Origin of the sequence: Pokkaliibacter plantistimulans, from assembly GCF_003194385.1 — a bacterium.
Classification (GTDB): domain Bacteria; phylum Pseudomonadota; class Gammaproteobacteria; order Pseudomonadales; family Balneatricaceae; genus Pokkaliibacter; species Pokkaliibacter plantistimulans.
Window position 1 is genome coordinate 47,209 of the sequence record NZ_LAPT01000015.1, and the last position, 24,500, is coordinate 71,708.

Annotated in this window: 18 protein-coding genes; 8 read left to right on the forward strand and 10 right to left on the reverse strand. The window is 54.6% G+C overall.

Translation table 11 applies throughout. The features are described 5' to 3' along the window. Positions 1-2: 2 nt before the first annotated feature. Entirely contained in the window at positions 3-554 is a 552-nt protein-coding gene (locus WH50_RS03975) for a hypoxanthine-guanine phosphoribosyltransferase (RefSeq protein WP_110186140.1), read from the reverse strand. Positions 555-787: 233 nt separating this feature from the next. Between WH50_RS03975 and upp the strand changes: the two genes are divergently transcribed. The 3 genes from upp (at position 788) to WH50_RS03990 (ending at position 5,981) form a co-directional block, all read left to right on the forward strand. Continuing rightward, the gene (gene upp / locus WH50_RS03980; RefSeq protein WP_110186141.1) at positions 788-1,417 is read left to right on the forward strand and encodes a uracil phosphoribosyltransferase; all 630 of its coding nucleotides are present in this window, start codon (positions 788-790) and stop codon (positions 1,415-1,417) included. Between the two features lie 368 nt (positions 1,418-1,785). Continuing rightward, positions 1,786-3,684, forward strand: a complete 1,899-nt coding sequence (locus WH50_RS03985) for a propionyl-CoA synthetase (protein WP_110186142.1) — start codon at positions 1,786-1,788, stop codon at positions 3,682-3,684. Between the two features lie 254 nt (positions 3,685-3,938). Further along, on the forward strand, positions 3,939-5,981 hold the full coding sequence (locus WH50_RS03990) for an EAL domain-containing response regulator (RefSeq protein ID WP_110186143.1): 2,043 nt from the start codon (positions 3,939-3,941) through the stop codon (positions 5,979-5,981). Here WH50_RS03990 and mfd read toward each other — a convergent pair. Then, positions 5,961-9,419, reverse strand: a complete 3,459-nt coding sequence (mfd, locus tag WH50_RS03995; RefSeq protein WP_110186144.1) for a transcription-repair coupling factor — start codon at positions 9,417-9,419, stop codon at positions 5,961-5,963. The genes WH50_RS03990 and mfd overlap by 21 nt on opposite strands. A gap of 434 nt (positions 9,420-9,853) precedes the next feature. On the opposite strand from mfd, the gene WH50_RS04000 reads away from it, so the two are divergent. Further along, complete coding sequence (locus tag WH50_RS04000; protein ID WP_207780169.1) at positions 9,854-11,287, forward strand: glyceraldehyde-3-phosphate dehydrogenase; 1,434 nt, start codon at positions 9,854-9,856, stop codon at positions 11,285-11,287. 132 nt (positions 11,288-11,419) lie between these two features. Here WH50_RS04000 and WH50_RS04005 read toward each other — a convergent pair whose 3' ends face one another. Beyond that, the gene (locus WH50_RS04005; protein ID WP_110186146.1) at positions 11,420-12,604 is read right to left on the reverse strand and encodes a GGDEF domain-containing protein; all 1,185 of its coding nucleotides are present in this window, start codon (positions 12,602-12,604) and stop codon (positions 11,420-11,422) included. 196 nt (positions 12,605-12,800) lie between these two features. On the opposite strand from WH50_RS04005, the gene WH50_RS04010 reads away from it, so the two are divergent. Then, a complete protein-coding gene (locus tag WH50_RS04010) occupies positions 12,801-13,037 on the forward strand; it encodes a hypothetical protein (protein ID WP_104154860.1) in 237 nt (78 codons plus the stop codon). Between the two features lie 117 nt (positions 13,038-13,154). Then, positions 13,155-14,414, forward strand: coding sequence for a methyltransferase (locus WH50_RS04015; RefSeq protein WP_110186147.1), 1,260 nt, complete (start codon positions 13,155-13,157; stop codon positions 14,412-14,414). A 514-nt stretch (positions 14,415-14,928) separates the two neighbouring features. Here WH50_RS04015 and WH50_RS04020 read toward each other — a convergent pair. Beyond that, on the reverse strand, positions 14,929-15,438 hold the full coding sequence (locus WH50_RS04020) for a glycine cleavage system transcriptional repressor (RefSeq protein ID WP_110186148.1): 510 nt from the start codon (positions 15,436-15,438) through the stop codon (positions 14,929-14,931). 327 nt (positions 15,439-15,765) lie between these two features. Here WH50_RS04020 and ylqF point away from each other — a divergent pair, with 327 nt between their 5' ends. After that, positions 15,766-16,734: a ribosome biogenesis GTPase YlqF gene (gene ylqF, locus WH50_RS04025; protein WP_110186149.1), complete on the forward strand. Its 969-nt coding sequence runs from the start codon at positions 15,766-15,768 to the stop codon at positions 16,732-16,734. Continuing rightward, complete coding sequence (locus WH50_RS04030) at positions 16,731-17,300, forward strand: hypothetical protein (RefSeq protein WP_110186150.1); 570 nt, start codon at positions 16,731-16,733, stop codon at positions 17,298-17,300. Before ylqF ends, WH50_RS04030 begins: the two co-directional genes overlap by 4 nt. 82 nt (positions 17,301-17,382) lie before the next feature. On the opposite strand, the gene WH50_RS04035 is transcribed toward WH50_RS04030, so the two are convergent. The 6 genes from WH50_RS04035 to WH50_RS04060 all read right to left on the reverse strand — a co-directional run bounded on the left by WH50_RS04035 (position 17,383) and on the right by WH50_RS04060 (position 24,242). Then, positions 17,383-17,733, reverse strand: a complete 351-nt coding sequence (locus tag WH50_RS04035; RefSeq protein WP_110186151.1) for a hypothetical protein — start codon at positions 17,731-17,733, stop codon at positions 17,383-17,385. Then, complete coding sequence (locus WH50_RS04040; RefSeq protein WP_110186152.1) at positions 17,717-18,016, reverse strand: hypothetical protein; 300 nt, start codon at positions 18,014-18,016, stop codon at positions 17,717-17,719. The genes WH50_RS04035 and WH50_RS04040 overlap by 17 nt, the downstream gene beginning before the upstream one ends. A 116-nt stretch (positions 18,017-18,132) precedes the next feature. Beyond that, on the reverse strand, positions 18,133-18,939 hold the full coding sequence (locus WH50_RS04045; RefSeq protein WP_110186153.1) for a class I SAM-dependent methyltransferase: 807 nt from the start codon (positions 18,937-18,939) through the stop codon (positions 18,133-18,135). A gap of 494 nt (positions 18,940-19,433) precedes the next feature. Next, positions 19,434-21,137 carry an AMP-binding protein gene (locus tag WH50_RS04050; protein WP_110186154.1) on the reverse strand — a complete coding sequence of 568 codons (1,704 nt, stop codon included), beginning with the start codon at positions 21,135-21,137 and terminating at the stop codon, positions 19,434-19,436. A 128-nt stretch (positions 21,138-21,265) separates the two neighbouring features. Beyond that, positions 21,266-22,174 (reverse strand): hydroxymethylglutaryl-CoA lyase, encoded by a 909-nt coding sequence (locus WH50_RS04055; protein ID WP_110186155.1) that lies wholly within the window; start codon positions 22,172-22,174, stop codon positions 21,266-21,268. Positions 22,175-22,205: 31 nt separating this feature from the next. After that, a complete protein-coding gene (locus WH50_RS04060) occupies positions 22,206-24,242 on the reverse strand; it encodes an acetyl/propionyl/methylcrotonyl-CoA carboxylase subunit alpha (protein ID WP_243409987.1) in 2,037 nt (678 codons plus the stop codon). Positions 24,243-24,500 lie beyond the last annotated feature (258 nt).

Sequence of the window (24,500 nt, forward strand, 5' to 3'; positions counted from 1 at the left end):
TATTAGTGACCTTTGATAGCGTAAATGCCACTCAGGTTACGGAAAAAGCCCTGATAATCCATGCCGCAGCCATAAAGGAAGCGGTCTTCTACTTCTACACCCACTACGTCGGGGCGATAAGTTACCTTGCGGTTATGTTGCTTGTTGATCAGGGTGGCAGTCATTACGCGTGCTGCACCTTCAGCGATGAGGGCATTGTAAATGGCCTGCAGGGTATGACCTTCATCGAAAATGTCATCGATGATTAACACTTGTCGACCTGCGACAGAGGTTGCGGGACGAACTCGCCACTCCAGCTCACCGCCTTGCAGAGACATGCCATAACGGGTGGCATGGATGTAATCAAGCTCAAGGGGGAAGTCGAGGCGGGGCAGCAATTGGCCAGCAGGAATGAGTCCTCCGCGCATGACACACAGAACCAGAGGGGTTTTGTCCGCGAGTTCATTGGTGATGGCTTCTGCCATATTGTCATAAGCCGTTTGAATCTCCTCTGGAGAAACCAGACAGTCTGCCTGAGCGTGGACAGACATGGCCTCTGCCGCAGAAATGCTCATAGAGAATACCCCTAGGTTGAAACAAAGATGTAAGCTGCAATCGCCATAGAGTACGCAGTAGTTACTGTGCAACTGGCGAAGTAAAGGGAGAATTCTAGCTAATTACCCTATGCTGGGCTAGGTATATCTCTAACGGAAAATGTTATAGATCATCCGACTGGATTATTTCCTGTAGGGAGTATTGTCACCGTATACTTGCCGTCGACCATTACTATTAGACATGAGGATCCCCAATGGCCGTCTACGAAATCAAACATCCCCTGATCAAGCATAAAATTGGCCTCATGCGAAAAGATGGGATCAGCACCAAACACTTTCGCGAACTATGCAGCGAAATTGGTACATTACTGACGTATGAAGCTACCCGCCAGCTGGATACAGAAAAGGTCACCATTCAGGGGTGGAGTGGTAACGATCTTGAAGTTGAGCACATCAAGGGTAAAAAAATCACCGTTGTGCCTATATTGCGTGCAGGCTTAGGCATGCTGGACGGAGTGTTACAGCTAATTCCTAATGCCAAAGTCAGTGTGGTGGGGTTGTATCGCAATGAAGAGACACTTGAACCAGTGCCCTATTTTGAGAAGATTGTGGCCGACATTGAAGAGCGAACTGCGTTGATTCTGGATCCTATGCTTGCAACAGGAGGCACCCTGGTCGCTACGATCGATATGCTGAAGGCCGGTGGCTGCAAACATATCATGGGATTGTTCCTGGTAGCATGTCCTGAAGGTATCGCGCGGTTGCAGAAAGCCCACCCTGAGGTGGACATTTACGTTGCTGCAGTTGATGAAAAGCTCAATGAGAAGGGCTATATCCTACCGGGGTTGGGGGATGCGGGCGATAAGATATTTGGTACCAAATGAGCTGCCGCTGACCATTTAAGTATTGCCATCTGTTCATTCTGCTTGAGCGTCCTTTCTTCTGTACATAGCCAGGTAAATTACCTGGCTTTTTGTTTTGCTGTTCTTTTGCATCTGCTGCTCAAACAGGATGTAGGAACGCTTCGACTAATACAGTTGTGCTTGATTATCCGTTGTCTTCTTTAATTGATGCTAACGTGCAATCACTTGGGTTGTTCAATAAATGTACTAATACCTTGGTCTTAAACTAGGCTTTGGTCTTAGTTTGTTGGATCTCAGGCTGATCTACAGTGACTATGGTTTATCAGGACTGTCAACAATCCTCTGTTGTCAGTTGACCTCCTCAAATAAGAATTAAAGGCAGGGCTACCATGGGATATCAAGAATACTACGCAGAATCTATCAATGAGCCTGAGCGCTTCTGGCAAAGGCAGGCTGATCAGCTGGCGTGGTTTACACCTCCACTACACATATTGTCGACAGATTCAAATGGCATTCAGCGCTGGTTTGCAGATGGAAAGCTAAATCTCGCCTATCTTGCGGTCGATTTTCACGTTGAGCAGGGGCGGGGTGATCAGGCGGCCATTTTTTACGATTCCCCCGTCAGTGATAGTAAACGGCAAATTAGTTATAGGGACTTGATGGAGCAGGTTGCCCGGTTTGCCGGTGTGTTACGCGCTAAAGGTGTCGGGTATGGTGATCGTGTGGTGATCTACATGCCCATGATTCCCGAGGCCGTTGTCGCCATGCTGGCCTGTGTCCGATTGGGAGCGATTCACTCTGTCGTGTTCGGTGGCTTCGCTGCGCATGAACTGGCAAGCCGTATCGAGGATGCGGAACCGAAAGTAGTGCTTACAGCCTCTTGCGGTATAGAAATCAACAAGATCATTGCCTATAAGCCCCTGCTGGATGAGGCAATTCGGCTATCAGCGCATCAGCCCGAGCATGTCATTGTTTATCAGCGTGCCCAATGTGCTGCTGAACTTCAGGAAGGGAGAGATTACGACTGGTGCGCTCTGGCGCAGGAGGCAGATCAGGCTCCCTGCGTGCCGGTGAATGGTGCCGATCCGCTTTACATCCTCTATACCTCTGGAACTACTGGCAAACCCAAAGGCGTGGTCCGAGACACGGGGAGCTATGCTGTTGCCCTCAAGCACAGCATGTCGATGTTGTACGACGTCAAGCCGGGTGATGTGTTTTGGGCTGCTTCCGATGTGGGATGGGTCGTAGGGCATTCCTATATTGTGTACGGACCACTGATACATGGATGTTCGACTGTGCTGTATGAAGGCAAGCCAGTCAAAACGCCAGATGCGGCGGCGTTCTGGCGGGTCGCAGAAGAATATCGCGTAAAAGCGCTATTTGCGGCCCCCACGGCTTTCCGTGCCATTCGCAAAGAGGATCCTGAAGGGAGATTGCCCGCCCGATATGATCTGAGTCATCTGCGTTACATCTTTATGGCGGGGGAGCGTCTGGATCCGCCTACCTATCAATGGGTGAGCGAAGTCCTTGATAAGCCGGTCATTGATCATTGGTGGCAAACCGAAACCGGTTGGGCCATTGTTGGCAATCCCATGGGGGTGGAGCCCCAACCCACCAAAGCCGGTTCTGCGGGTCTGCCAATGACGGGTTTTGATGTGCGTGTGCTGGATGCTAATGGTGATGAGATGCCAGTCAATCAACAGGGCAGCATTGCCATCAAACTGCCTTTGCCTCCAGGGTGTCTGCCTACCATCTGGGGGGATTTTGAGCGCCTGCGTTCAGGATATCTGCGTACTTTTCCCGGTTATTACGTCAGCGGAGACGGTGGCTACAAAGACGAAGACGGTTACATATTCATCATGGGACGCACCGATGATGTCATTAATGTTGCCGGTCATCGATTATCTACAGGTGAGATGGAGGAAGTCGTAGCCAGTCATCCTGCAGTGGCGGAATGTGCAGTGATCGGTATCCAGGATCCGCTTAAGGGGCAGGAGCCTGTAGGGCTGGTGCTGCTTAAAGATGGCGTAAGCATTGCCGAAGCTGAGCTGCAGCAGGAGCTGGTTGGACTGATGCGTGATCGTATTGGTGCGCTGGCGTGTTTCAAGCGGGTGATGGTGGTGGATCGCTTACCCAAAACACGCTCAGGAAAAATTCTGCGCAAGCTGCTGCGGCAAATGGCTGATGGGGAGGAATTCAGCATTCCCTCCACCATTGATGATCCATCCTGTCTGGGAGAAATTCAGATGCTGATGCAACAACGACGGATCGGGACTGTGGCCCGTTAAGCTACTGCTACACTTCTTTGTATTGCTTCAAGTGAGCCTGTGCAGTGCAGGCTCACTGCGTTATGGTTTCGGGACAAAGGCGTAGAAATCATTTGTATGGTAAATGGGCATCATCTCTACGTACTTTGACGTTATATTCCCTAGGGATGGGTGTGCAGTCGAATTACTATGCATCTGATCTGCAAATCGGTCTTTGCTGACTATATTGTCAGTAAGTAGTATCCCGGCGGTGGTGCTGTGGTAAGGATGAGGGCATGAAGCAGCGCATATTGGTAGTTGATGATGAAGTAAACAACGTCAACGCAATTGTTCGGCTATTGCGCAGGCAGGACTACAACTGCTTTGGTACCACCGATCCTGAAGAAGCGCTGCCACTGATTGAGCAGCATCGTATACGGGTAGTGATCAGCGATCAGCGTATGCCCAAGATGCAGGGTGCAGAGCTTTTCGAAAAAATTAAGCAATGTTATCCCGATGTGCTTTGCATTCTGCTGTCTGCTTATACAGATTTTGATGGTCTGACACAGGCCATCAACTCCGGTGTGTTGTTCAAGTTCATCAGCAAACCATGGCGCCGGGAAGAGCTGCTCGCGGTGCTCGATGATGCTTTCGCTCATATTGAGCTGCAGCGGCTCAATAAACTGGGGATGCAAGCCTACTCGCATAGTGATGAAGCCATGTTAATCATTGATCGCTACTGGCGGGTCACGTCGGCTAATGCCACTTATATTAATGAGCGCCATCAGTCTACCAGTGATGTAGTGGGAAAAGACCTGTTTGAGCTGGAGCCCAGTTTATCGGCGGAGCAGGTACACAAGTCCCTGCAGGAAGCAGGCGAATGGCAAGGGCGATACTGGTTGCCTTTGCCCGATGGTGCGTTGCGATTCTATGCCTTCGTTTTGCGGGTTGTTGAGAATCAGGGCGGAGAGGCTGCCTATTACACCCTGACGCTCAATGATCAGACCTTGCAGCAACAGGTGGAAGCTGCTCATCAGACTGATTTGCTGACAGGGTTGTGCAACCGTCAGGCATTCCTTCAGCGCAATGAAAAACAACTTCACGCTGGCCAGTATTTTGGTGTGCTGGCGCTGGACGTCGTCAACTTTCGCCAAATCAACCAGAGCCTCGGCCACAGTGCTGCTGATCAGTTGCTTCTGATGCTATCCCAGCGCCTGCAAAGTCTGGTGCCAAGCAGTCAGGCCGTAGCGCGTATTGGTGGTGACCATTTCAGTGTGCTGATGGAGGGGCTAAACGACTGGGAGGCGATGCGTCAGCAGGCAGAGTCCTGGCTGATGGTATTACGTGGTCCTTATGAGCTGAGTGGTGGTGAGCTGTTTATTGCCCTGCGAGGCGGGTTGAGTATTGGCCCAAGTCAGGGGTCTGCACAAAAGCGTATGCAGGAAGCAGAGACAGCCCTGGCGTATGCCAAGCAGTACGAGTTGGGGCCGCTGATTGTCTATGACAATGGCTTGATGAACGGCGCGCGTGAGCGACTGCGTTTGTGGAGTGACTTGCATCGTGCTCTGGAGCGAGAGGAGTTCGAGCTTCTGTTTCAGCCCAAGGTGTCTGCACTGGACGGCAGCTGGAAGGGGGCTGAGGCGCTGCTGCGCTGGCATCATCCGATGCTGGGTGCGATCAATCCGGACATCTTTGTCACGCTGGCAGAGGAAAGTGGGCTGATCATGCCTATTGGTCGCTGGGTTATAGCCAAGGCCCTTGATGCTTTGCAAAGCTGGCGGGTTGAAACTGGCAACATGGACTTGCATGTGGCCGTGAACATGTCACCTGCACAGTTGTCTGATCAGGGACTGGTGCAGTTGGTAGTGGAAGAGCTGGAGCGTCGACAGCTACCACCATCGGTACTGGAACTGGAAATTACGGAAACCCAGATGCTGGAGCCGGAGAAGGCGGCGGCAGTAATCAGTGATTTTGCCCGTAAAGGCATCAAGGTGGTGCTGGACGATTTCGGAACCGGCTATGCCTCTTTCCAGTATCTGCGTCAGTTTGAGTTCAGTTGCGTCAAGCTCGACAAGACTTTCATCGATTCACTGGAGTCCAAGTCGCATGAGCGGGTGCTGGTCAAGGCGATGATCGACATGGCCCATTCCTTGTCACTGACAGTGGTGGCAGAAGGGGTAGAGAGGAATAGCCAGTGGTTCTATCTGAAAAGCATGGGTTGTGATCTGCTGCAGGGCTATCGCTTTTCCATCGCGTTGCCAGCTCAGGCGTTGCCCGAATGGGCAAGGCAGCAGCCTGTGCTGGATGTGGAATGGATGTCAGGGGGCGAGGGCATCTAGCAGCTCTTCCACAGCCTTGAAACGCTTGTCGGCATTGGCCATGGGCTGAGTGAAGCGCAACTTCTGAGTTCCCTGCAGGCGGTAGCGCTGTGATTGTCTTTGCACCAGTTGTACCAGTTTGAACGGATCAACCTTGGTGTCATGGGCAAACTCCAGCTGACCGTTCTCCTGATTCGCCTCGATTTTTACTACCCCCAGTGTGGTCGCCTTGAGCTTCAGCTCAGTCTGCCTGAACAGATTCTTGACCTGTTCGGGCAACAGGCCAAAACGGTCAATCATCTCTACTTGTAGTTCACGCAGCTGATCCTCATCCGTCGCGTTGGCAATGCGTTTGTACAGAATCAGACGAGCGTTGACATCGGGTAGATAGTCATCGGGGATAAGGGCAGGCAGCCGCAGGTTGACATCGGCATCCAGGTTAAGTGGTTTTTCCAGATCAAAGGCCTTGCCCTGGCGAATGGCTTTGACCGCGCGGTCGAGCATATCCATGTAAAGGCTAAAACCGATGCTGTGAATCTGCCCGCTCTGTTCTTCACCCAGCAATTCGCCAGCACCGCGGATTTCCAGGTCGTGGGTAGCCAGCGTAAATCCCGCTCCCAGATGTTCGGCGCCGCTGATGGCTTCCAGGCGCTTCTGGGCATCTGGCGTCATGGTACGCCACGGTGGAGTCAGCAGATAGGCGTAGGCCTGATGGTGTGAGCGGCCGACACGGCCACGCAGCTGGTGCAGCTGCGCCAGACCAAACTTGTCAGCACGATCAATAATGATGGTGTTGGCATTGGGCACGTCGATACCGGTCTCAATGATGGTGGTGCACACCAGTACATTGAAACGGCGGTGATAGAAATCGGACATCACCTGTTCCAGTTCGCGTTCGCGCATTTGCCCATGACCCACTGCCACCCGCGCTTCAGGAATCAGCTCACGGATGGTTTGCGCAGTCTTTTCGATGGTCTTCACTTCGTTGTGCAGGTAATACACCTGACCACCGCGCAGTAGCTCCCTGAGAATGGCTTCCTTGATCATGCGCTCATCACTTTCCCGCACGAAGGTCTTGATGGACAGGCGCCGGGCAGGGGGCGTGGCAATGATGGAAAGGTCCCGCAAGCCAGACATGGCCATGTTGAGGGTGCGCGGGATCGGAGTAGCAGTCAGCGTCAAAATATCAACGTTGGCTCGCAATGCCTTCAGCTTCTCCTTTTGTTGCACACCAAAACGATGTTCCTCATCGATGATGACCAGGCCGAGATCCTTGTATTTGACATCCTGCTGCAGAATCTTGTGTGTGCCTACCAGAATGTCCACTTTGCCTTCGGCTACGGCCTGCAGCGTCTGATCCACTTCCTTGCTGCTGCGAAAACGCGACAGCACTTCGATGCGGATCGGCCAGTCAGCAAAACGATCCCGGAAACTTTCATAATGCTGTTGTGCCAGCAGCGTGGTCGGCACCAGCACGGCAACCTGTTTGCCCTCCAGCGTGGCTACAAACGCGGCACGCATGGCCACCTCGGTCTTACCAAAACCGACATCGCCGCAGACCAGTCGATCCATCGGTTTGGCCGCCTTCATGTCGTCCAGTACCGCACTGATGGCGCTTTGCTGATCAGGCGTTTCCTCAAAGGGGAAGCTGCTGGCGAACTGAGCATATTCCACTTCTGATGCAGTAAACGGGAACCCTTTGCGTGCCGCGCGACGTGCATAGACGTCCAGCAGTTCCGCCGCGGTATCACGAACCTTCTCGGCCGCTTTCTGACGTATTTTCTGCCATTGATCACTGCCCAGCTTGTTCAGTGGCGCCAGTTCTTCGCTGGCACCGGTATAACGGCTGATCAGATGCAGGGACGAAACAGGCACATACAGTTTGGCTTCGTCGGCATACTCCAGCATCAGAAATTCGGCCTGCTGGCCTTCAATTTCCAGGGTAGTCAGGCCTTTGTAGCGGCCCACACCGTGATCGATATGAACGATAGGTGCACCCAGGCTCAGCTCGGTCAGGCTAAGGATGACCTGATCATTGTCATCACGGCTTTTCTGTCTGCGTCGAGCCTGACGAACCTGTAACCCAAACAGCTGTGCTTCGCTGATCAGTGCGACTTTGCGGGAAGCCAGCAGCAGGCCGTCCTGCAGCGGCGCTACGGTCAGATAAAGTCCGGCGGTTGCGCCGAGGAAGGCTTCCCAGCCATCGATATAACTGGCTTTGCGCTGTGCCTTGTGTAAATGCTCCTGCAGAGCTTCACGCCGTCCGGCCGATTCTGCACAAATCAGCAGCTTCCAGTCGTTGTGCTGGTCAACAAACTGCTGCAGAGCGGCATAGGGGCGTTCAGCACGGGCATCAATGGTCAGTGCAGGCGGTGTTGCCGCACCGGCGTTGATACGACCCGCCTTGTCCGGCAGAGACGCAAGGCTCAGCTCAATGCCTGGGTGCTGATTGAGCAACTGGTTGAGCTGCTCCGGGGGAAGATAAATTTCGGTCGGCTTGAGAATGGGGTGACGTATATCGTGGCTCAGCTCGTCATACCGTAGCTCAATATCTGTCCATGTCTGCTGCAACCGATCCTGAAGCCCGGCATAGCGGCACAACAGCACCTGCTCAGGTAAGAAGTCGAACAGGGTACTGGTCTGATCAAAAAACAGTGGCAGGTAATACTCGATACCCGGTGGCGCCAAGCCGTGGCTGACATCCTCATAGACGCTGCACTGGCGTGGATCAACATCGAAACGCTCACGCCAGCGCTGGCGAAAGCGGCTGATACTTTTGTCATCCAGAGGGCATTCACGGGCAGGCAGCAAATGCACTTCTTTCAGTGCCGTCAGGGTACGCTGACTTTGCGGATCGAAACTGCGCAGCGTATCGATTTCATCGTCGAAAAGCTCAACACGCAGCGGCAGGGGGCTGCCCATGGGGAAAATATCCATGATGGCGCCGCGAATGGCATATTCACCGTGCTCGTAGACGGTATCTACCGCACGATACCCCGCCTGTTCAAGGCGCTGGCGGTAAGTCTGGAAATCAAACCGTTGCTCCGGTCGTAACTGCAGGCTGTAGCCATCCAGATATGCCACGGGTGAAAGACGCTGCAGCAGGGTGCTCAGCGGTAGAATCAGCACGCCTTGTTGCAGCGACGGCAGGCGAAACAGAGCTTCGAGACGGTGGGAAATAATATCTTGGTGAGGTGAAAAGCGGTCGTAGGGCAAGGTTTCCCAGTCGGGGAAGGTCAGAACCGGATAACGCTGTTCATCAGCAGCCAGCAGGAAGCGCAGTTCCTCCTCCAGGCTTTGGGTCTGTGCCGGGGTGTTGGTCAGCACCACTACCAGCCCCTTGTGCTGACGTACCAGATCAGCGCAGAGCAGAGCCGGGGCCGCTCCTTGCAACTCTCCGATAAAGCGCAGTTCCCCTGCCTTGCTGGGCAGGGCCAGCGAATCCACAAGTAAAGACACCGTTGCTCCCTAATTCCACGTTTTGCATTTGCGCACAGGTCAAAGACACTTCAGAGACACAAGCCCTGGCAGGTGCCAGTCAACGCGTTGCTATGTTACTGCATCTGTAGCCGAGGCAACACGCTGCTGCTATCTCTCAGTACCTAAGATGCTGCTGACCCTATGTAGTGACGAAACCACGAACGATCAAGGTACAACTGGCGCCACTATGCTTTTTGCTATTTGCCCATTCCAGACTAAACAAGGATAATTGGCGCCGCCCGAAACCCTATCTACCTTCTGAGTGTGTCTGCAGGGGACGCTTTCAGAGTCAAAGTTATCCGTGACGGCGTCGAGTGTTGGTTGAGCCGCGTGCTCTCTCAGCCTCACAACCGCAGCCGATGGCTTGGCGTCCCGGCAGTAATGCTCTTTTAACGACGTTAAAGGATAGACCCGTGAGTCAAGAAAAAGTGTTCACTGAATGGAAAGAGCGCGAGTCGATTGCGGAATCGATGATTCCCATGGTTGGCCGCATGTATCGTGAACGTAATGTTGAGATCTCTGTTTACGGACAGGTGATCGTCAACCGCGCAGTAATCGACATCATCAAGGCGCACCGTTTTGTGCGTCAGATCACTGGCGCCGAACTGTCAGTCGTCAACACCTTCCCTATTCTGCAGCTCGTCGATCAACTGGGCGTCACCAACAGCCACGTTGACATCGGTAAACTGTTCGAGCTGTTCAATACCAAGTCTCATGGTCTGTCACTGGAAGAATTCGTTGCTGAAGAGCTGAACGAAGCGCCACGTAACGGCAAGGAAGAGAAAGCCACTGATGTCGTTCTTTACGGCTTTGGTCGTATCGGTCGTCTGCTTGCCCGTCTGCTGATCGAGAAAACCGGTGGTGGTCAGGCCATGCGTCTGCGTGCCATCGTCGTCCGTAAGGGCAGCAAGGATGATCTGGCCAAGCGTGCCAGCCTGCTGCGCCGCGACTCTGTACACGGTGCTTTCCGTGGCACTATCACCATCGATGAAGAAGCGAACACCATCACTGCCAATGGCAATGTGATTCAGGTGATCTACGCTGACGCGCCAGACAATATCGACTATACCGAGTACGGCATCAGCCATGCACTGGTGGTGGATAACACTGGCAAATGGCGTGACGAAGACGGCCTGTCTCTGCACCTGCGCGCCAATGGTGTGGCTCGTGTTCTGCTGACTGCACCTGGTAAGGGTGACCTGAAGAACATCGTTATGGGCGTCAACCATGGCGATATCGTCGATACTGACAAGATCCTGTCTGCGGCGTCCTGCACTACCAACGCCATCGTGCCGGTATTGAAAGCGATCAATGATGAGTTCGGCATCGAGTACGGTCACGTAGAAACCGTGCACTCCTATACCAATGACCAGAACCTGATCGACAACTACCACAAAGCGGACCGTCGCGGTCGTGCTGCTCCGCTGAACATGGTTATCACCGAAACCGGTGCTGCCAAAGCGGTTTCCAAAGCACTGCCTGAACTGACCGGTAAACTGACCGGTAACGCTATTCGCGTTCCTACACCCAACGTTTCCATGGCCATCCTGAATCTGACTCTGGATCAGGAAGTGACCAAGGATGAGCTGAATGATTACCTGAACTGGGTATCGCTGCACTCCAGCATGCAGAAGCAGGTAGGCTATTCCAATTCACCTGAGGCGGTTTCTTCTGACTTCACCGGTACCCGTTCTGCCGGTATCGTTGATGGTCTGGCGACCATAGTCAGCGGTAAGCGTTGTGTACTGTACGTATGGTATGACAACGAGTTTGGCTACAGCTGCCAGGTAGTGCGTATCATGCAGTACCTGACAGGCTCTACGCTGTCAGTATTCCCGGTGGAATAAGTCCTGATAAGACAGTAGTGCACGATCAACGGGGAAGCTTCGGCTTCCCCGTTTTGCATTCTGGCTGCGGATAATGTTGTCGCTGCTGGTCGTCAGGTGGGAGCGGCTGCGAAGTGAGCCGGGCTAACGAGGCTAACCAAACGTTCTTGTCGTGGGGACTTCATTGCTTGAGCGGATACTGTGGGGTGTTGCCATGACGGCCTGATTACGGCCATTGCGCTTGGCCTGATACAGCGCTTCGTCCGCTTCAAGAAACAGGTGGGTAGGCAGGCTGCGAGGCAGAGGGCGTTCGGAGTCCTGAGGTGTAAATGCTGATACGCCTACCGACAGAGTCAGGCTGAATGACTGGCCCAGAGTATTTTTCATCACGGTTTTGCTGGTCTGGCTGCAGATGCTCTGGGCAATCATCAGTGCATGCTCCTTGGGGCAACCTGGCAACAAGATGGCGAACTCTTCACCACCGTAACGGGCAATAACGTCACTTTGCCGCACCTGAGTACGCAGAATCCGGGTGATTTCCACCAGCGCTTTGTCTCCCATAGCATGGCCATAGGTGTCATTGATGGTCTTGAAGTGATCCAGATCGATCAGCATGCAGCTGAGCGGATAGTTAAGCTGGTGGGCACGCTCCAGCTCTTCCCTCAGTGCCTTGTCGAGATAACGGCGATTCCAGGCCTGGGTCAGCGGATCGCGCAGACTGAGCTGGCGAAGGTTCTCCTGACTGATGTTGTTTTCGATGCAGAGTGCGATGATGGAGGCAAAATGCTCCAGCAGATCCATACCGTAGTCAGGATTGAAGCGTTCCCCATCCTTGCTGCCTAAGTTCAGCAGGCCAATCAGACTACCATGCCGCCGTAACGGCAACGTTGCATGGGAGCTGATCTCGTCAGGCCAATGTGGCAGTCCGGCCTCATCGAGCTTGCGTGATTGCAGACAAGGTACGGTGGTCTCCGGGAATAGCTTGGCCAGCTCAGCAAGCGTGCTGAGAATAATCAGCCCGCTGTCACACAGCGGTTGCAGTTTGTCTTCCAGAAAGTCACTAAAGCGGTCTTCACTGTCTATCAGGTAGAGATGAATCTTATCAAGGCTGAAGTGGGCGCCGGTTTCGGATAACAGAATACTGATCAGCTCGGCCAGGGAGTTAGCCTTTAGCAGTTGCAACTCGAGGCTGCGAAATTGCATGAGGGATTGCTGGAAGCGCTCGGCATCGCCAATCAGTTGCCGATACCTGCTTTCCAGCTCACGGTAGCGCCGCTCCCAGTCAATAACTGCAGGGCGGGAGGTGGGTTCTGCCTGGTACAGCGGATCATCAGACATGAATAAAGTATCTACCTGTTTACAAAATGCCGGCAGCGTCCTGCTGTGCAGGCCATGTTCCAGTCATTAAGCATGACAATAGAACTGGCGATGCCACGCTTTGCCGACAAAAAAGTAACCGATACGTCGTGCTGTTCCGTGGTGGCTTGAATTGTGAAGGGATTGTAAGCATTCATCAATCTAAATGGAGGTGCTTATGGATACTTCTAACGACAACTTCTACACCAATATTCAACTGGAGGTACCGGTCGCATTCATCGACCGATGCCGTGAACGCAATGCTGAACCTGCTCGTGTGCTGGCATCGCTGCTGGAAGAGCTGGTCAACCTCAATCCTCACTTTCATAAAGAAGCACATGCCCTGTTCATGGAAGCGTTCGACGACGCCAGACAGGAGCACAGCTACCTCGACGACCGCGACTCCTGGAGTTGATGTGGCGAGATGAGTGGCTTCGGCCAGAGGGCAGTTCCCAGCGGGCAGATTTGTTGCGCGGTTGCTGGAACCTCCTGCTAGAATGCGCGCTTTGCCAATGACAGTGAGTGCGAGCGCATGACCGCTGGGCTGCAAGCCGATAACACCACCCTGGCGCAATTAGCGCGCCTGCAGTTGTCACGATTTCCCGAGAATGATGGCAGTGAGTTACTGCCCTACGATGCCGCTGACAGCTATTTACTGGAGCAGTTGCAGTTGTTGCTGCCTGACTGGCCTCAGCGCCGAATACTGGTGATCAATGACCAGTTTGGTGCCCTGACCTTGAGCCTGGCTGTAGCGCAACCAACGTCGGTTACCGATTCCTTTCTGGCCCAGCAGGGCTGTCTGGCCAATGCCAGGATCAACTCCCTTGCGACACCCGCAGTGCAAAGCGTCCTGCAACCGCTGGAAGGGCGCTACGATGCGGTGTTATGGCGCCTGCCAAAAAGTCTGGCGTATATGCAGGACCAGATCCAACGCCTGATCGCTCCCCACAGTGATGAACAGACCTTGCTGCTGGCGGGTGGCATGGTGAAGCATTGGGCCAACGGGCATTTCGCCCAGCTGGCTTTGCTAGGTGATGTGCAAAAAGGACTGGCGGTGCGTAAAGCACGGGTAGTGCAGATTGTGCTGCAGCATGAAAAACTCGCAGCTATCCCTGAGCCAACCCTGCAGGAATATACCGTGGCGGATTATGGCGTATATCTGCGTGAGTACGCCAACGTGTTTTCCCAAGGGCATCTGGATATTGGCAGTCGCTTCTTGCTGGAGAATTTGCACCGTCTGACGATCGAGGCGGCACAACCGGTGATCGCTGATCTTGGCTGCGGCAACGGCATTCTCGGCGTGCTGGCGGGCCGACGTTTTGCAGAGGCTGAGCTGCATTTTTATGACGAGTCCTTCATGGCATTGGCTACTGCCGAGCTGAGTGCTGAGGCCAATCTTCCGGGCAGGGAGCGCTATCACTTTCATGCGGGTGATGGTCTGGCTGAGGTGACCCCCGGCAGCGTCGATGTGGTACTGAATAATCCTCCTTTCCACCAGCAGCAGGTCGTGGGGGATCATATCGCCAGACGTATGTTTACTCAGGCGCACCAGGCGTTGCGTGACCAGGGGGTACTCTGGGTCGTGGCCAATCGCCACCTCGGCTATCACCAGCGGCTGCAGCAGTTGTTTGGCAACGTGAGGCAGATCGCTGGTAACCCCAAGTTTGTGTTGCTGGAGGCCGTTAAAGACAACAGTTACGTGCCCTCACGGCGTTTCGTCGAGCACGACAAAGGACACAAAGGTCAGCAGCAGCGAAATCGTCAGCACCGCAGGCCAGCTGCCAAGCGTTAACATCAGAAGACCCCCGCCAATCCAGATATTTTTGACAATGCCTACCTTGCGGGCGTGGCGCCGGGTAAAAACGCGGCCATAGAAATGGTGTGGGTCATTGCGGTAAGAAGACATCCAGGGCAGAACAAACCAGTTGCGAACAGTGATGACCAGTTGAAGCAAAGCAGACATAGGGCGCTCCCGCTCTGAGATCAAAGCAGTGGTTGCACATTGGTCTTAAACCATGTGAGGTTCGTTGACCTGTATTGGCTGGCAATACAGCAGAGTTAATTATTGTTGTGGCTCTGTACCGGGCCGACGTCTCCAGAAGGGACATCCTGCCGCAGTTCAGTAAGTGTAGTGCCTATGCAGGCTCACGGCAGGAAATCCAGCGGTGATTGACGCAATTCCTTGAATGAGGCGTCAGCGCTGGGCTGTTCTGTGTGAGGGAGTTTGCAGCGGACTGGCCGGGAAGTTTACGATCCACCTGATTGCAGATCGTAAACTCTGGCGGAGGGCGGGAAGGTTCTGCGAGTTATGAGAAACTGATATCCACCATCAGATCATTGGCAATGGCTTCCAGTCGTGACTGCAGGACGTCCAGCTCCAGTTGGCCGGGGAGCGTCAGATGTGCTTCTGCACGGAATAGCGGTTCTGCCGTCATCGAGCTGCTTTCCACACGGGTCGTCAGGGTGTCGACGTTAATACCAAGGCTGGCCAGCACAGTGCTGACTTCACTGACGATACCGGGCTTGTCGTGACCTACCAGCTCCAGTTCAACCTGTTTGGGTTCCGCTTCCTGTTGTGACTGTGTGCCAGAAGCCATGTTCACTGTCAGCCCGTCGACAGCCAGGCCCTCCAGGGCTTTCTTCAGTGCATCTGCTTTGTCATCAGCCAGGGTGATGCGGATGATGCCAGCGAAGTGACCTGCCAGACGTGACAGGCTGCTTTCTTCCCAGTTGCCTCCATGCTGCTGGACCTGCCTGGCGATACGTTCCACCAGACCGGGGCGGTCGGTGGCCATGACGCTGAGAATCCACTCCATAAACTACTCCTTCACGATCAGGGATGATGGCTGATTGAGCCGATGATGGTTATAATGCGCACCTTTTTCTCGCTGCTTTCTCGTACCATTCCTGGAAGCGTTGCACGGGTGAGTTTCAGGAAATCGTTGCGGTCGACTCTTGCCGCTTCTTCCACGCTCAGTGCACGCCGGGTCTCGGGGAAAGCGCATGGGAAATACTGTAGCTTTCCCTCTCAGCCTTGTCATGGTCATTGTGGTGAATGATCGGGCTGCAAGAAGGTCAAAAAATTCATTCAATAACCTTTCCCTGCAGGGTACTCGCCCGGTGGGGAGAGATGAGGTAGCGTCGTGAGTATTCAGTGGTTTCCCGGACATATGCACAAGGCCCGCAAGGATATTGCCAAGGCCATGCCCGATATCGACGTGGTCATTGAAGTCGTCGATGCCCGTATACCTTACTCAAGCTCCAACCCCATGGTACGTCGGCTGAGTGAAGGCAAGCCGATGATCAAGCTATTGAATAAAAGTGATCTGGCTGACCCTGACATGACCAGTCAATGGGTCGAGTGGTTCAAACAGCAAGATCAGACGCTGGCGATGGCCGTGCGTATGGATCAGCCCAACTCCGTCAAACGTCTGCCTCAGCTTTGTAAGGAGCTGGTACCGGGGCGGGCTCAGGCGGGGCGCAATGTACGTGCCATGATCATGGGGATTCCCAACGTTGGTAAGTCGACACTGATCAACACCCTGTTCGGGCGTAAGATCGCCAAAGTGGGTAATGAGCCAGCGGTCACCAAAGCCCAGCAGCGTGTTTTGCTGCAAAACGGCATGGCTTTGCATGACACGCCAGGAATGCTCTGGCCCAAAATTGAGGATGTTGACGCCTCATACCGACTGGCAGCCACCGGCGCAGTGCGCGATACTGCCATGCATTATGAAGAAGTCGCTTTGTATACCGCTAAGCTGCTGATGCAGCGCAGCCCTGATGTACTGCTCAAGCGTTACAAGCTGACCAGCCTGCCTGACAATGAACAGGCGTTGATCGACGTTATCGGTCGCAAGCGCGGTTGTCTGCGGGCAGGGGGGATCGTCGAGATGCATCAGGCATCGGAGATCCTGATTCAGGAGCTGCGTAACGGCAGTCTGGGGCTGTTTACCCTCGATACGGTAGAAGAGTGGGAAGCCAAAATTCAAGCCGAGGCGGAAGCGGCAGCCGCTGCCGCCCTGGCAGAAGATCAACAGCAGGGTGATGATCCCCTGCGCGAAAACGCACGTTCAGCTGACGGTGCGGAAGAACAACAGGAATCACAGGCATGAGCCGTAGTAAGAAAAGCCGTGCAACGGCAGTCGAGCGCGAAAAAGAACAGCGCAAGAATCCCCATGAAAAACCCCAGCGTCGTGACGCTAATCCAGATCTGAAAAAGCTCTTCAAGCAGCGCTGGCTGGACAAGAACAAGCGAGTCAAGTCGGTCTATCAGAAAGCAGTTGATGCCGATGAAGCCGCTGAAGCTGCCGGTAAAGGTCAGCATCAGCGTGCCACTCCGCGTCGCCAGCAGGTACTCGACAATCTGGCACGTCTGCAGCGTGGTCTGCCGGTGTCTGCGCAGGAAATGGACAAGCAGATCAACAAGCGGGTGCAGAAGGTTGTCACCAAGGCCGAGCCTGAATGGAAGGTTGAGCCGCCGTTCCCAGGTGCAGAAAAAGATCAGCGCCTGATGTCCATTCTCAAGAGAATGAACGAAGGACGTAACATCAGCGAAGAAGATATGAACTACTTCGACGACGTCATCATGGCCCATGAACAGGAAGTGAACTGGGTTGATGAGGAAGGTAGTGATGATCTGTGGGATGCGTTCGAGCGCAGTGGCAAGGGCCCTCGTTAAGTTCAGCGTCCGGCGAATACTGATCATTGACACGACTCCCGCAGCTGCAAGGTTGGCGGGAGTTTTTATTTCCGGGAGGGGCTCAGGGCCGGGCGTTAGTTCTTTTGGTAACCCAGGACTGGCACATGGGGTTCACTTCCACATACACGGTGTAGTAGTAGTCCTTCCATTTCACGAACACCTCAATTTCCCGGTAACCGGTACGATGCAGCTTCTGCATCTTGCTGGCCTTGAAGGTCGTGGTGTATTGCCTGCCGCCAGCACCATGGCTGACGTAGTTCATGGCTGTGTTCTCTGCTCCCTTGATGGAGTTATCCAGATCACAGAAGAGCGGTACAGCTTGTGTCGAAGTCAATGGCAGAAAGCAGACCACGGTTGCTGCCAGAGCGCGAAGGAGTTTACCCGGCAGGGGGCGATTAACTGTCAGTTTCATTCACCTGAAACAGATAGGCAGGCAGCTGTTTAAGTTCAACCATCGGGGATGTGGACTGGGTTTGGCGCACTTGCTGGGTGCTACTCTGCAGCTGTTGCTGCTCCTGGGCCAGCGCATCGTAGGCTGCTTGTGAGATTTTGACCACAGTGGATGGGCGATCTTCAATATTGATCTGGCCGACACCGGTCTGAGGCTGCTGCACATTGACCTGGCTGATAGCCTGGGTGGATTGCAGCGCGCTCGTCTGGCTGGCACCAAACAGATTACTGAAGAGAATGCTCATTGATGTGCTTCAACTACGTCAGGGGGTGTTGCATTGCTTACCGTACGGGCAATGGTAGTCCAATTTGCATCGAACTCAACCAATACTTGCCTGCATCCTGTAACGTACCGTGCGGGTTAGTGACGCACATAGATGGCTTCGACGATACGAATTCGCTCCTGTTGCAGGTTGAGCAGAATATTTTCCGCCATCTGCCGGAAGTTATGCCCCAGTACCCAGCTGGGTGATAGACCACGAGCAGAGCGAGAGTCCGCACCATGACTGAGACGCCATGCCAGCGCCTCCTCGGTGACATCCTGCCAGTGCAGCTGGGTGAAGCCAGCACGATCCATTCTGCTTTGCAGTACTTCGCTGGTGGTCAGAAAGCTGTTGCTGCCGTCCATGGCCCAGGGGGTAGGGTAGAGGCAGGGTTGCACTGGCCCGGCAATCACCTCATGCATGGCGAGTAAGCCGGAAGGTTTGAGTACGCGCTGGATTTCCGCCAGTACCTTGTCGACCTCAGGCATATGCATCAGGCAATGCTGGCTGATCACCAGATCAAAACTGTAGTTGGCAAAGGGTTGCTGAATGGCATCACCCTGAACATAGGTGATGTGTTCGTTCAGTGCCGGAAAGAATTGGGTCAGTTGCTCGGCCAGCTCACAGAACTCACCGCAATAATCCATGCCGCTGACCTGACAGCCAAACTTTTCTGCCAGCATGCGGCTGGTACCACCCAGTCCGCAGCCCATGTCCATCACCCGATGCTCCGCTTCCAGATACAACTGTTCGAGCAGGCGAGCAGTAGCATCACGCCCACCGATATGCAGTTGATCAATGCCCGCCAGTGTGCTGGTTTTTTGGGGCGGATTGGCGCGGAGATGGTTCAGAATGCGAACCTGATCGAGGTGGGAATGGTAATGCTCTAGTTCTGGCGCAAGCATGTTGTTATGGCTCGTGACCTGCAATTGAGGCGGAGAGTGTATAGGTCATTGATGACAGAGCGTTGACGGGTATCAAGCGCGTTCTCATTCACTGACCCACTATCTGTTAGATAAACGTAGCTGTTAGACGAACGTATCTTTTAGACGAACGCCTCTTTTAGACGAACAATAGTGGTATGACCTCACATATAGATAAAAACTTAGCAAATATGGGACCAACAGCACTCAAGCTGCGCTCCCTCCCACGTTAGTGGCTGCGATTCGCTGTATTTTCGCAGTCTTTGTCAGGTTGGCCGTCCTGCGTAGAAAGGTAGCAGCGCCTTATCGTCCATGCGCTTGCCGTCAGCAATCCCAGGTTCCGGTATTCGCCTCGAAAGCGGGCAGCTTTCGCTGTCTGGAATGGCGGATTAGCGCTGTTTTGGTTCGCCACACGGATCGCTGCTTGCCACCTCAGCTCATTACCCGGCTGAGCTGAGGCAGCCTGCAACGGCCTGTTAGCTGAGTGACTTCAAACCCAGCTCTTCGGTGCTGATTTCGCGCATCCTGAACTTCTGGATTTTGCCGGTCACTGTCATGGGGAAGGTGTCGACGAACTTGATGTAGCGCGGGATCTTGAAGTGGGCAATCTTGCCCTGACAAAAGCCCTTGATATCGTCTTCGCTGGGCGAATGACCCGGTGCTGGCTTGATCCAGGCGATGATCTCTTCGCCGTATTTTTCGTCCGGTACGCCAGTCACCTGCACGTCTGCAACATCAGGATGGGTGTAGAGGAATTCCTCAATCTCGCGGGGATACACGTTCTCGCCGCCGCGAATGATCATGTCCTTGCTGCGGCCGACGATGCGGACATAGCCTTCCTCATCCATCACCGCCAGATCGCCGGTGTGCATCCAGCCTGCCTGATCGATGGAGTCCTCGGTGGCCTTGGGGTTATTCCAGTATTTCAGCATGACGCTATAGCCACGGGTACACAGTTCACCAATTTCGCCACGAGGCATCAGGCTGCCGTCCGGGCCAATGATCTTGTTTTCCAGATGCGGCTGGGTGCGACCAACAGAGCCTACCCGCTTTTCCAGCGGGTCGTGACTGCCGGTCTGCAGTGATACCGGGCTGGTTTCCGTCATGCCGTAGGCGATCTGCACACCGGCCATATGCATGCGCTCGATGACTTTCTTCATGACTTCGATGGGGCAGGGGGAGCCTGCCATGATGCCGGTACGCAGGGTGGAGAGGTCGAACTGATCAAACTCAGGGTGATTGAGCTCGGCGATAAACATGGTGGGCACGCCATACAGGGCGGTGGCTTTTTCTTCGGCCACGGTTTGCAGTACGGCCAGCGGATCAAAACCATCCCCTGAGTAGATCATAGTGGCACCATGGGTCACACAGCCCAGGTTACCCATTACCATACCGAAGCAATGATAGAGAGGGACGGGAATGACCAGACGATCCTCGGCGGTAAAGCCCATGCTTTCCGCAACGAAGAAGCCATTATTGAGAATATTGTGATGGCTGAGCGTAGCCCCTTTGGGGAAGCCTGTGGTGCCTGAGGTGTACTGGATATTAATGGGGTCATCAAAGTTCAGCTCAGCCTGAGCACGCGACAGTGCCTCGTCACTGACGGAGTCAGTGTGGGAGAACATATCCTGCCAGCGCAGCATACCTGCCTTTGTCTCCTGACTCAGCGTGATGATGCCGCGCAACTCGGGCAGCAGCTCACACTGCAGTTGGCCCGGCTGGCTCTCAGCCAACCCCGGAACCAGCTGGTACAGCATCTCGGTGTAGTTGGACGACTTGAACACATCGGCGCTGACCAGCCAGCTGCACCCTGACTGAGTCATGGCATATTCCAGCTCGTGCAGGCGATAGGACGGGTTGACGTTGACCAGAATGGCGCCAATCTTGGCGGTGGCAAACTGAGTGATACACCATTCCGCGCAGTTGGGTGACCAGATGCCCACGCGCTGCCCCTTCTTGACGCCGAGTGCCAGCAGCGCACGAGCGCAGCGGTTTACTTCCTGCTGCAGCTGGCGGTAGGTATAACGCAAGGGTTTCTGGTCACGCTGCTGATGGCGTACCACCAGGGCTTCGTTGTCGGGGTAACGGGCGACTATCGTGTCAAACAGGTCACCAATGGTGTCACCCAGGAGAGGCTTGCTGCTGACAGCACTGGTGTAGCTGAGCGTGGAGCCGGACATGGTACTGATCCTCATGGCTATTATTTTTATACTGCGGATAAGCTGATCAGGTGCTGATTGTCACCGTGGCATAACGGTGATCAGCACCCCGGTAATACTGCACTCTGTAAAGCACTCTTAACGCGGGATTAGCCCTCGGCTTTAGCCAGTAACGCCTTACCTACTCTGGAGTTGTAAGGGCGTTTGAGCGATTCGCTGATATAGCGTCCAGCCTGAACCAGTACCGACAGATCGACACCGGTTTCAATTCCCAGTCCATGCATCAGGTACACGACCTCTTCGGTCGCCACGTTACCTGTAGCGCCTTTGGCATAGGGACAGCCGCCCAGTCCGGCGACGGCAGCGTCGACCACACTGATACCCTGTTGCAGCGAGGCGTAGATATTAGCGACAGCCATGCCATAGGTGTCATGGCAGTGCACCGCCAGTTTCTCCACCGGCACCACCGCAGCGACCGCATCCAGCATGGCGACAAAGGTCGCAGGTGTGCCGACACCAATGGTGTCGCCGAGGGAAACTTCATAGCAGCCCATATCGAACAGCGCCTGAGACACGCTGGCGACGGCAGCGGGGGCAATAGCGCCTTCATACGGGCAGCCAATCACCGTGGACACATAGCCCCTGACGGGGACGCCAAACTGTCTGGCTTTTTCCATCAGTGGCTGGAAGCGCTCCAGGCTTTCGGCAATGGAGCAGTTGATATTCTTCTGGCTGAAGCTCTCTGAAGCGGCGGCAAAGACGGCGACTTCCTCGACTCCGACACTCAGGGCATCTTCAAGCCCCCGCAGATTCGGGGTCAGTGCGCTATAGGTGACCCCTGCACGGCGTTGCAGCCGCTGAAACAGCTCTCTGGAGCCTGCCATCTGCGGTACCCATTTGGGTGACACGAAGCTGCCGCTTTCGATGACCTGCAATCCGCTATCGGCCAGCCAGTCAATCAGGGCCAGCTTGGTATCGACACTGACGGGTTGAGATTCGTTTTGCAGACCATCACGAGGGCCTACTTCAACAATACGCACCTGCTTGGGTAATGACATATCAGACGCTCCAGCGCTGCTGTTCCATGGGTTAACCCTGGTTATCGAGAGGGGTAAAGGCAAGCAGCTCGTCGCCCTCATTCACCCGGTCACCCGCTTGAAAGTAAATTTCATCCACCACGCCCTGCTGTGGTGCACGAAGGGTGTGCTCCATTTTCATCGCTTCCACCACTATCAGTCCTGTGCCGGTTTCTACCTGCTCGCCAGGGCTGACCAGTACCGCGACCACGGTTCCGTTCATGGGGGCAGACAGGCTGGCATCATGATGATGCGTGCTGATGGCTGCCTGAACGGGAGGTAACAGCGTCACGGTGGTGCCCTTGTGGCCATTGAACAGGGTCAGTGCTGTGCCTTCATCCTTTTGCTGGCGGTGGAACTGCCAGCGCTGCCGATGGCTATCAAGGATCAGCACCAGCTGCGATTCCTCCTCCTCACCCGCAGCGTTGTCAATGTGGGCTGAAACGTCCAGCTCGCTGTCATTCAGCAGCAGCTGATAGCCCTGGCCACGGCGTGTAGCGCTGACCTGAAACTCCTGCTCATCCAGCAGCAGGCGCAGTTGCTGCCGGGCTGGCGCATTGAGGCGCCAGGCGGGTGACTGCTGCCAGGGGTCGTCATGGCGCTGTTGCTGCTGGTCTAGCAGTACCACCATGGCGGCAGCAGCCAGTGTCGTTTGCTGATCGGTGTTATGGGCCGCAAACAGGGTATCGCGATGTCGCTCAATGAAGCCGGTATCCAGTTCAGCGGCAGCGAACGCCGGATGGCCGGAAAGGCGACTGAGAAAATTCAGATTGGTTTTTACCCCGCTGATCTGATAGGCCGCCAGCGCCTTGTTCAGACGGTTGATCGCCCGTTCCCGGCTGCTGTCCCAGACGATGAGTTTGGCAATCATCGGATCGTAATAAATGCTGATGTCATCACCCTGACCAACACCGGTATCGACCCGCACATGGGCATCGGTGGGGGGCGTGCGCAGATAGTGGATATGGCCGGTAGCGGGGAGAAAGTCGTGGTCAGGGTCTTCGGCATAGACGCGAACTTCAATGGCGTGGCCGTTGATCTGCACCTGTTCTTGACACAGGGGCAGGGGGTGGCCAGTAGCCGCAAGCAACTGCCACTCCACCAGATCCAGCCCGGTGATCATCTCGGTAACAGGATGCTCGACCTGCAGGCGGGTGTTCATTTCCATGAAGTAGAACGAGCCGTCCTCATCCAGCAGAAACTCCACCGTACCGGCACCCACATAGCCGATAGCCTCGGCGGCACGAACTGCCGCCTGACCCATCGCCTGACGCAGCTCTGCCGTCATGCCCGGAGCAGGGGCTTCCTCAATGACTTTCTGGTGGCGGCGCTGAATAGAGCAGTCACGCTCCGCCAGATACAGGGTGTGGCCAAGCTGATCAGCAAATACCTGAATCTCCACATGGCGCGGACGCGTCAGGTATTTCTCCACCAGCATGTCACTGTTACCAAAGGCGTTCTGTCCTTCACGACGTGCTGCCTGCAGCGCTTCTTCAAACTCGTTGGCTTGCCAGACCACGCGCATGCCTTTACCGCCACCGCCCGCTACTGCTTTGAGCAGCACGGGGTAGCCGATGCGTGAAGCTTCGGTCTTGAGCAGGGCGGCGTCCTGATCGGTGCCGTGATAACCCGGAACCAGCGGTACACCTGCTTCCTCCATGATCGCCTTGGCGGCACTTTTGGAGCCCATAGCTTCAATTGCCTCAGCGGGCGGTCCGACGAAGATAATGCCGGCATCATGGCAGGCGCGGGCAAAGCTCGCGTTCTCCGACAGAAAGCCATACCCCGGGTGAATGGCATCGGCCCCGGCTCGTCGGGCTACCGCCAGAATCACATCCCCGCGCAAATAGGAGTCCTTGCTGGGGGCATCGCCGATATGGAAGGCTTCGTCAGCCATTTTTACGTGTGTAGCATTGGCATCGGCACTGGAATACACAGCGACAGTACGAATACCAAGGTCTTGGGCCGTGCGCATAACACGGCAGGCAATTTCACCACGGTTGGCAATCAGCAGTTTGCTGATCATGCGGTTTGCTGTTGACTGGGACATCAAGGTTGCTCCTTGGTTTTGCTGCCGCCTAACAGGTCGTTGAAAATCTATCTGCGTTGCCGAATACCGCGTCAAAAACAGGCTCACAGCCAAAGGCTGAACGTGCTTTAGCACGGCCCCGAAGGGGCGAGCGGAGCGAGTCAAATGCTCATTTAGTTCACTAAACTCCGCTTTTTCGCCTGCTTTCTCCTTGTCTCGGCGGCCTCGATAACGTTTTTCAACAGCCTGCTAAAGGTCTAAGAACGTGTTTACGATCTG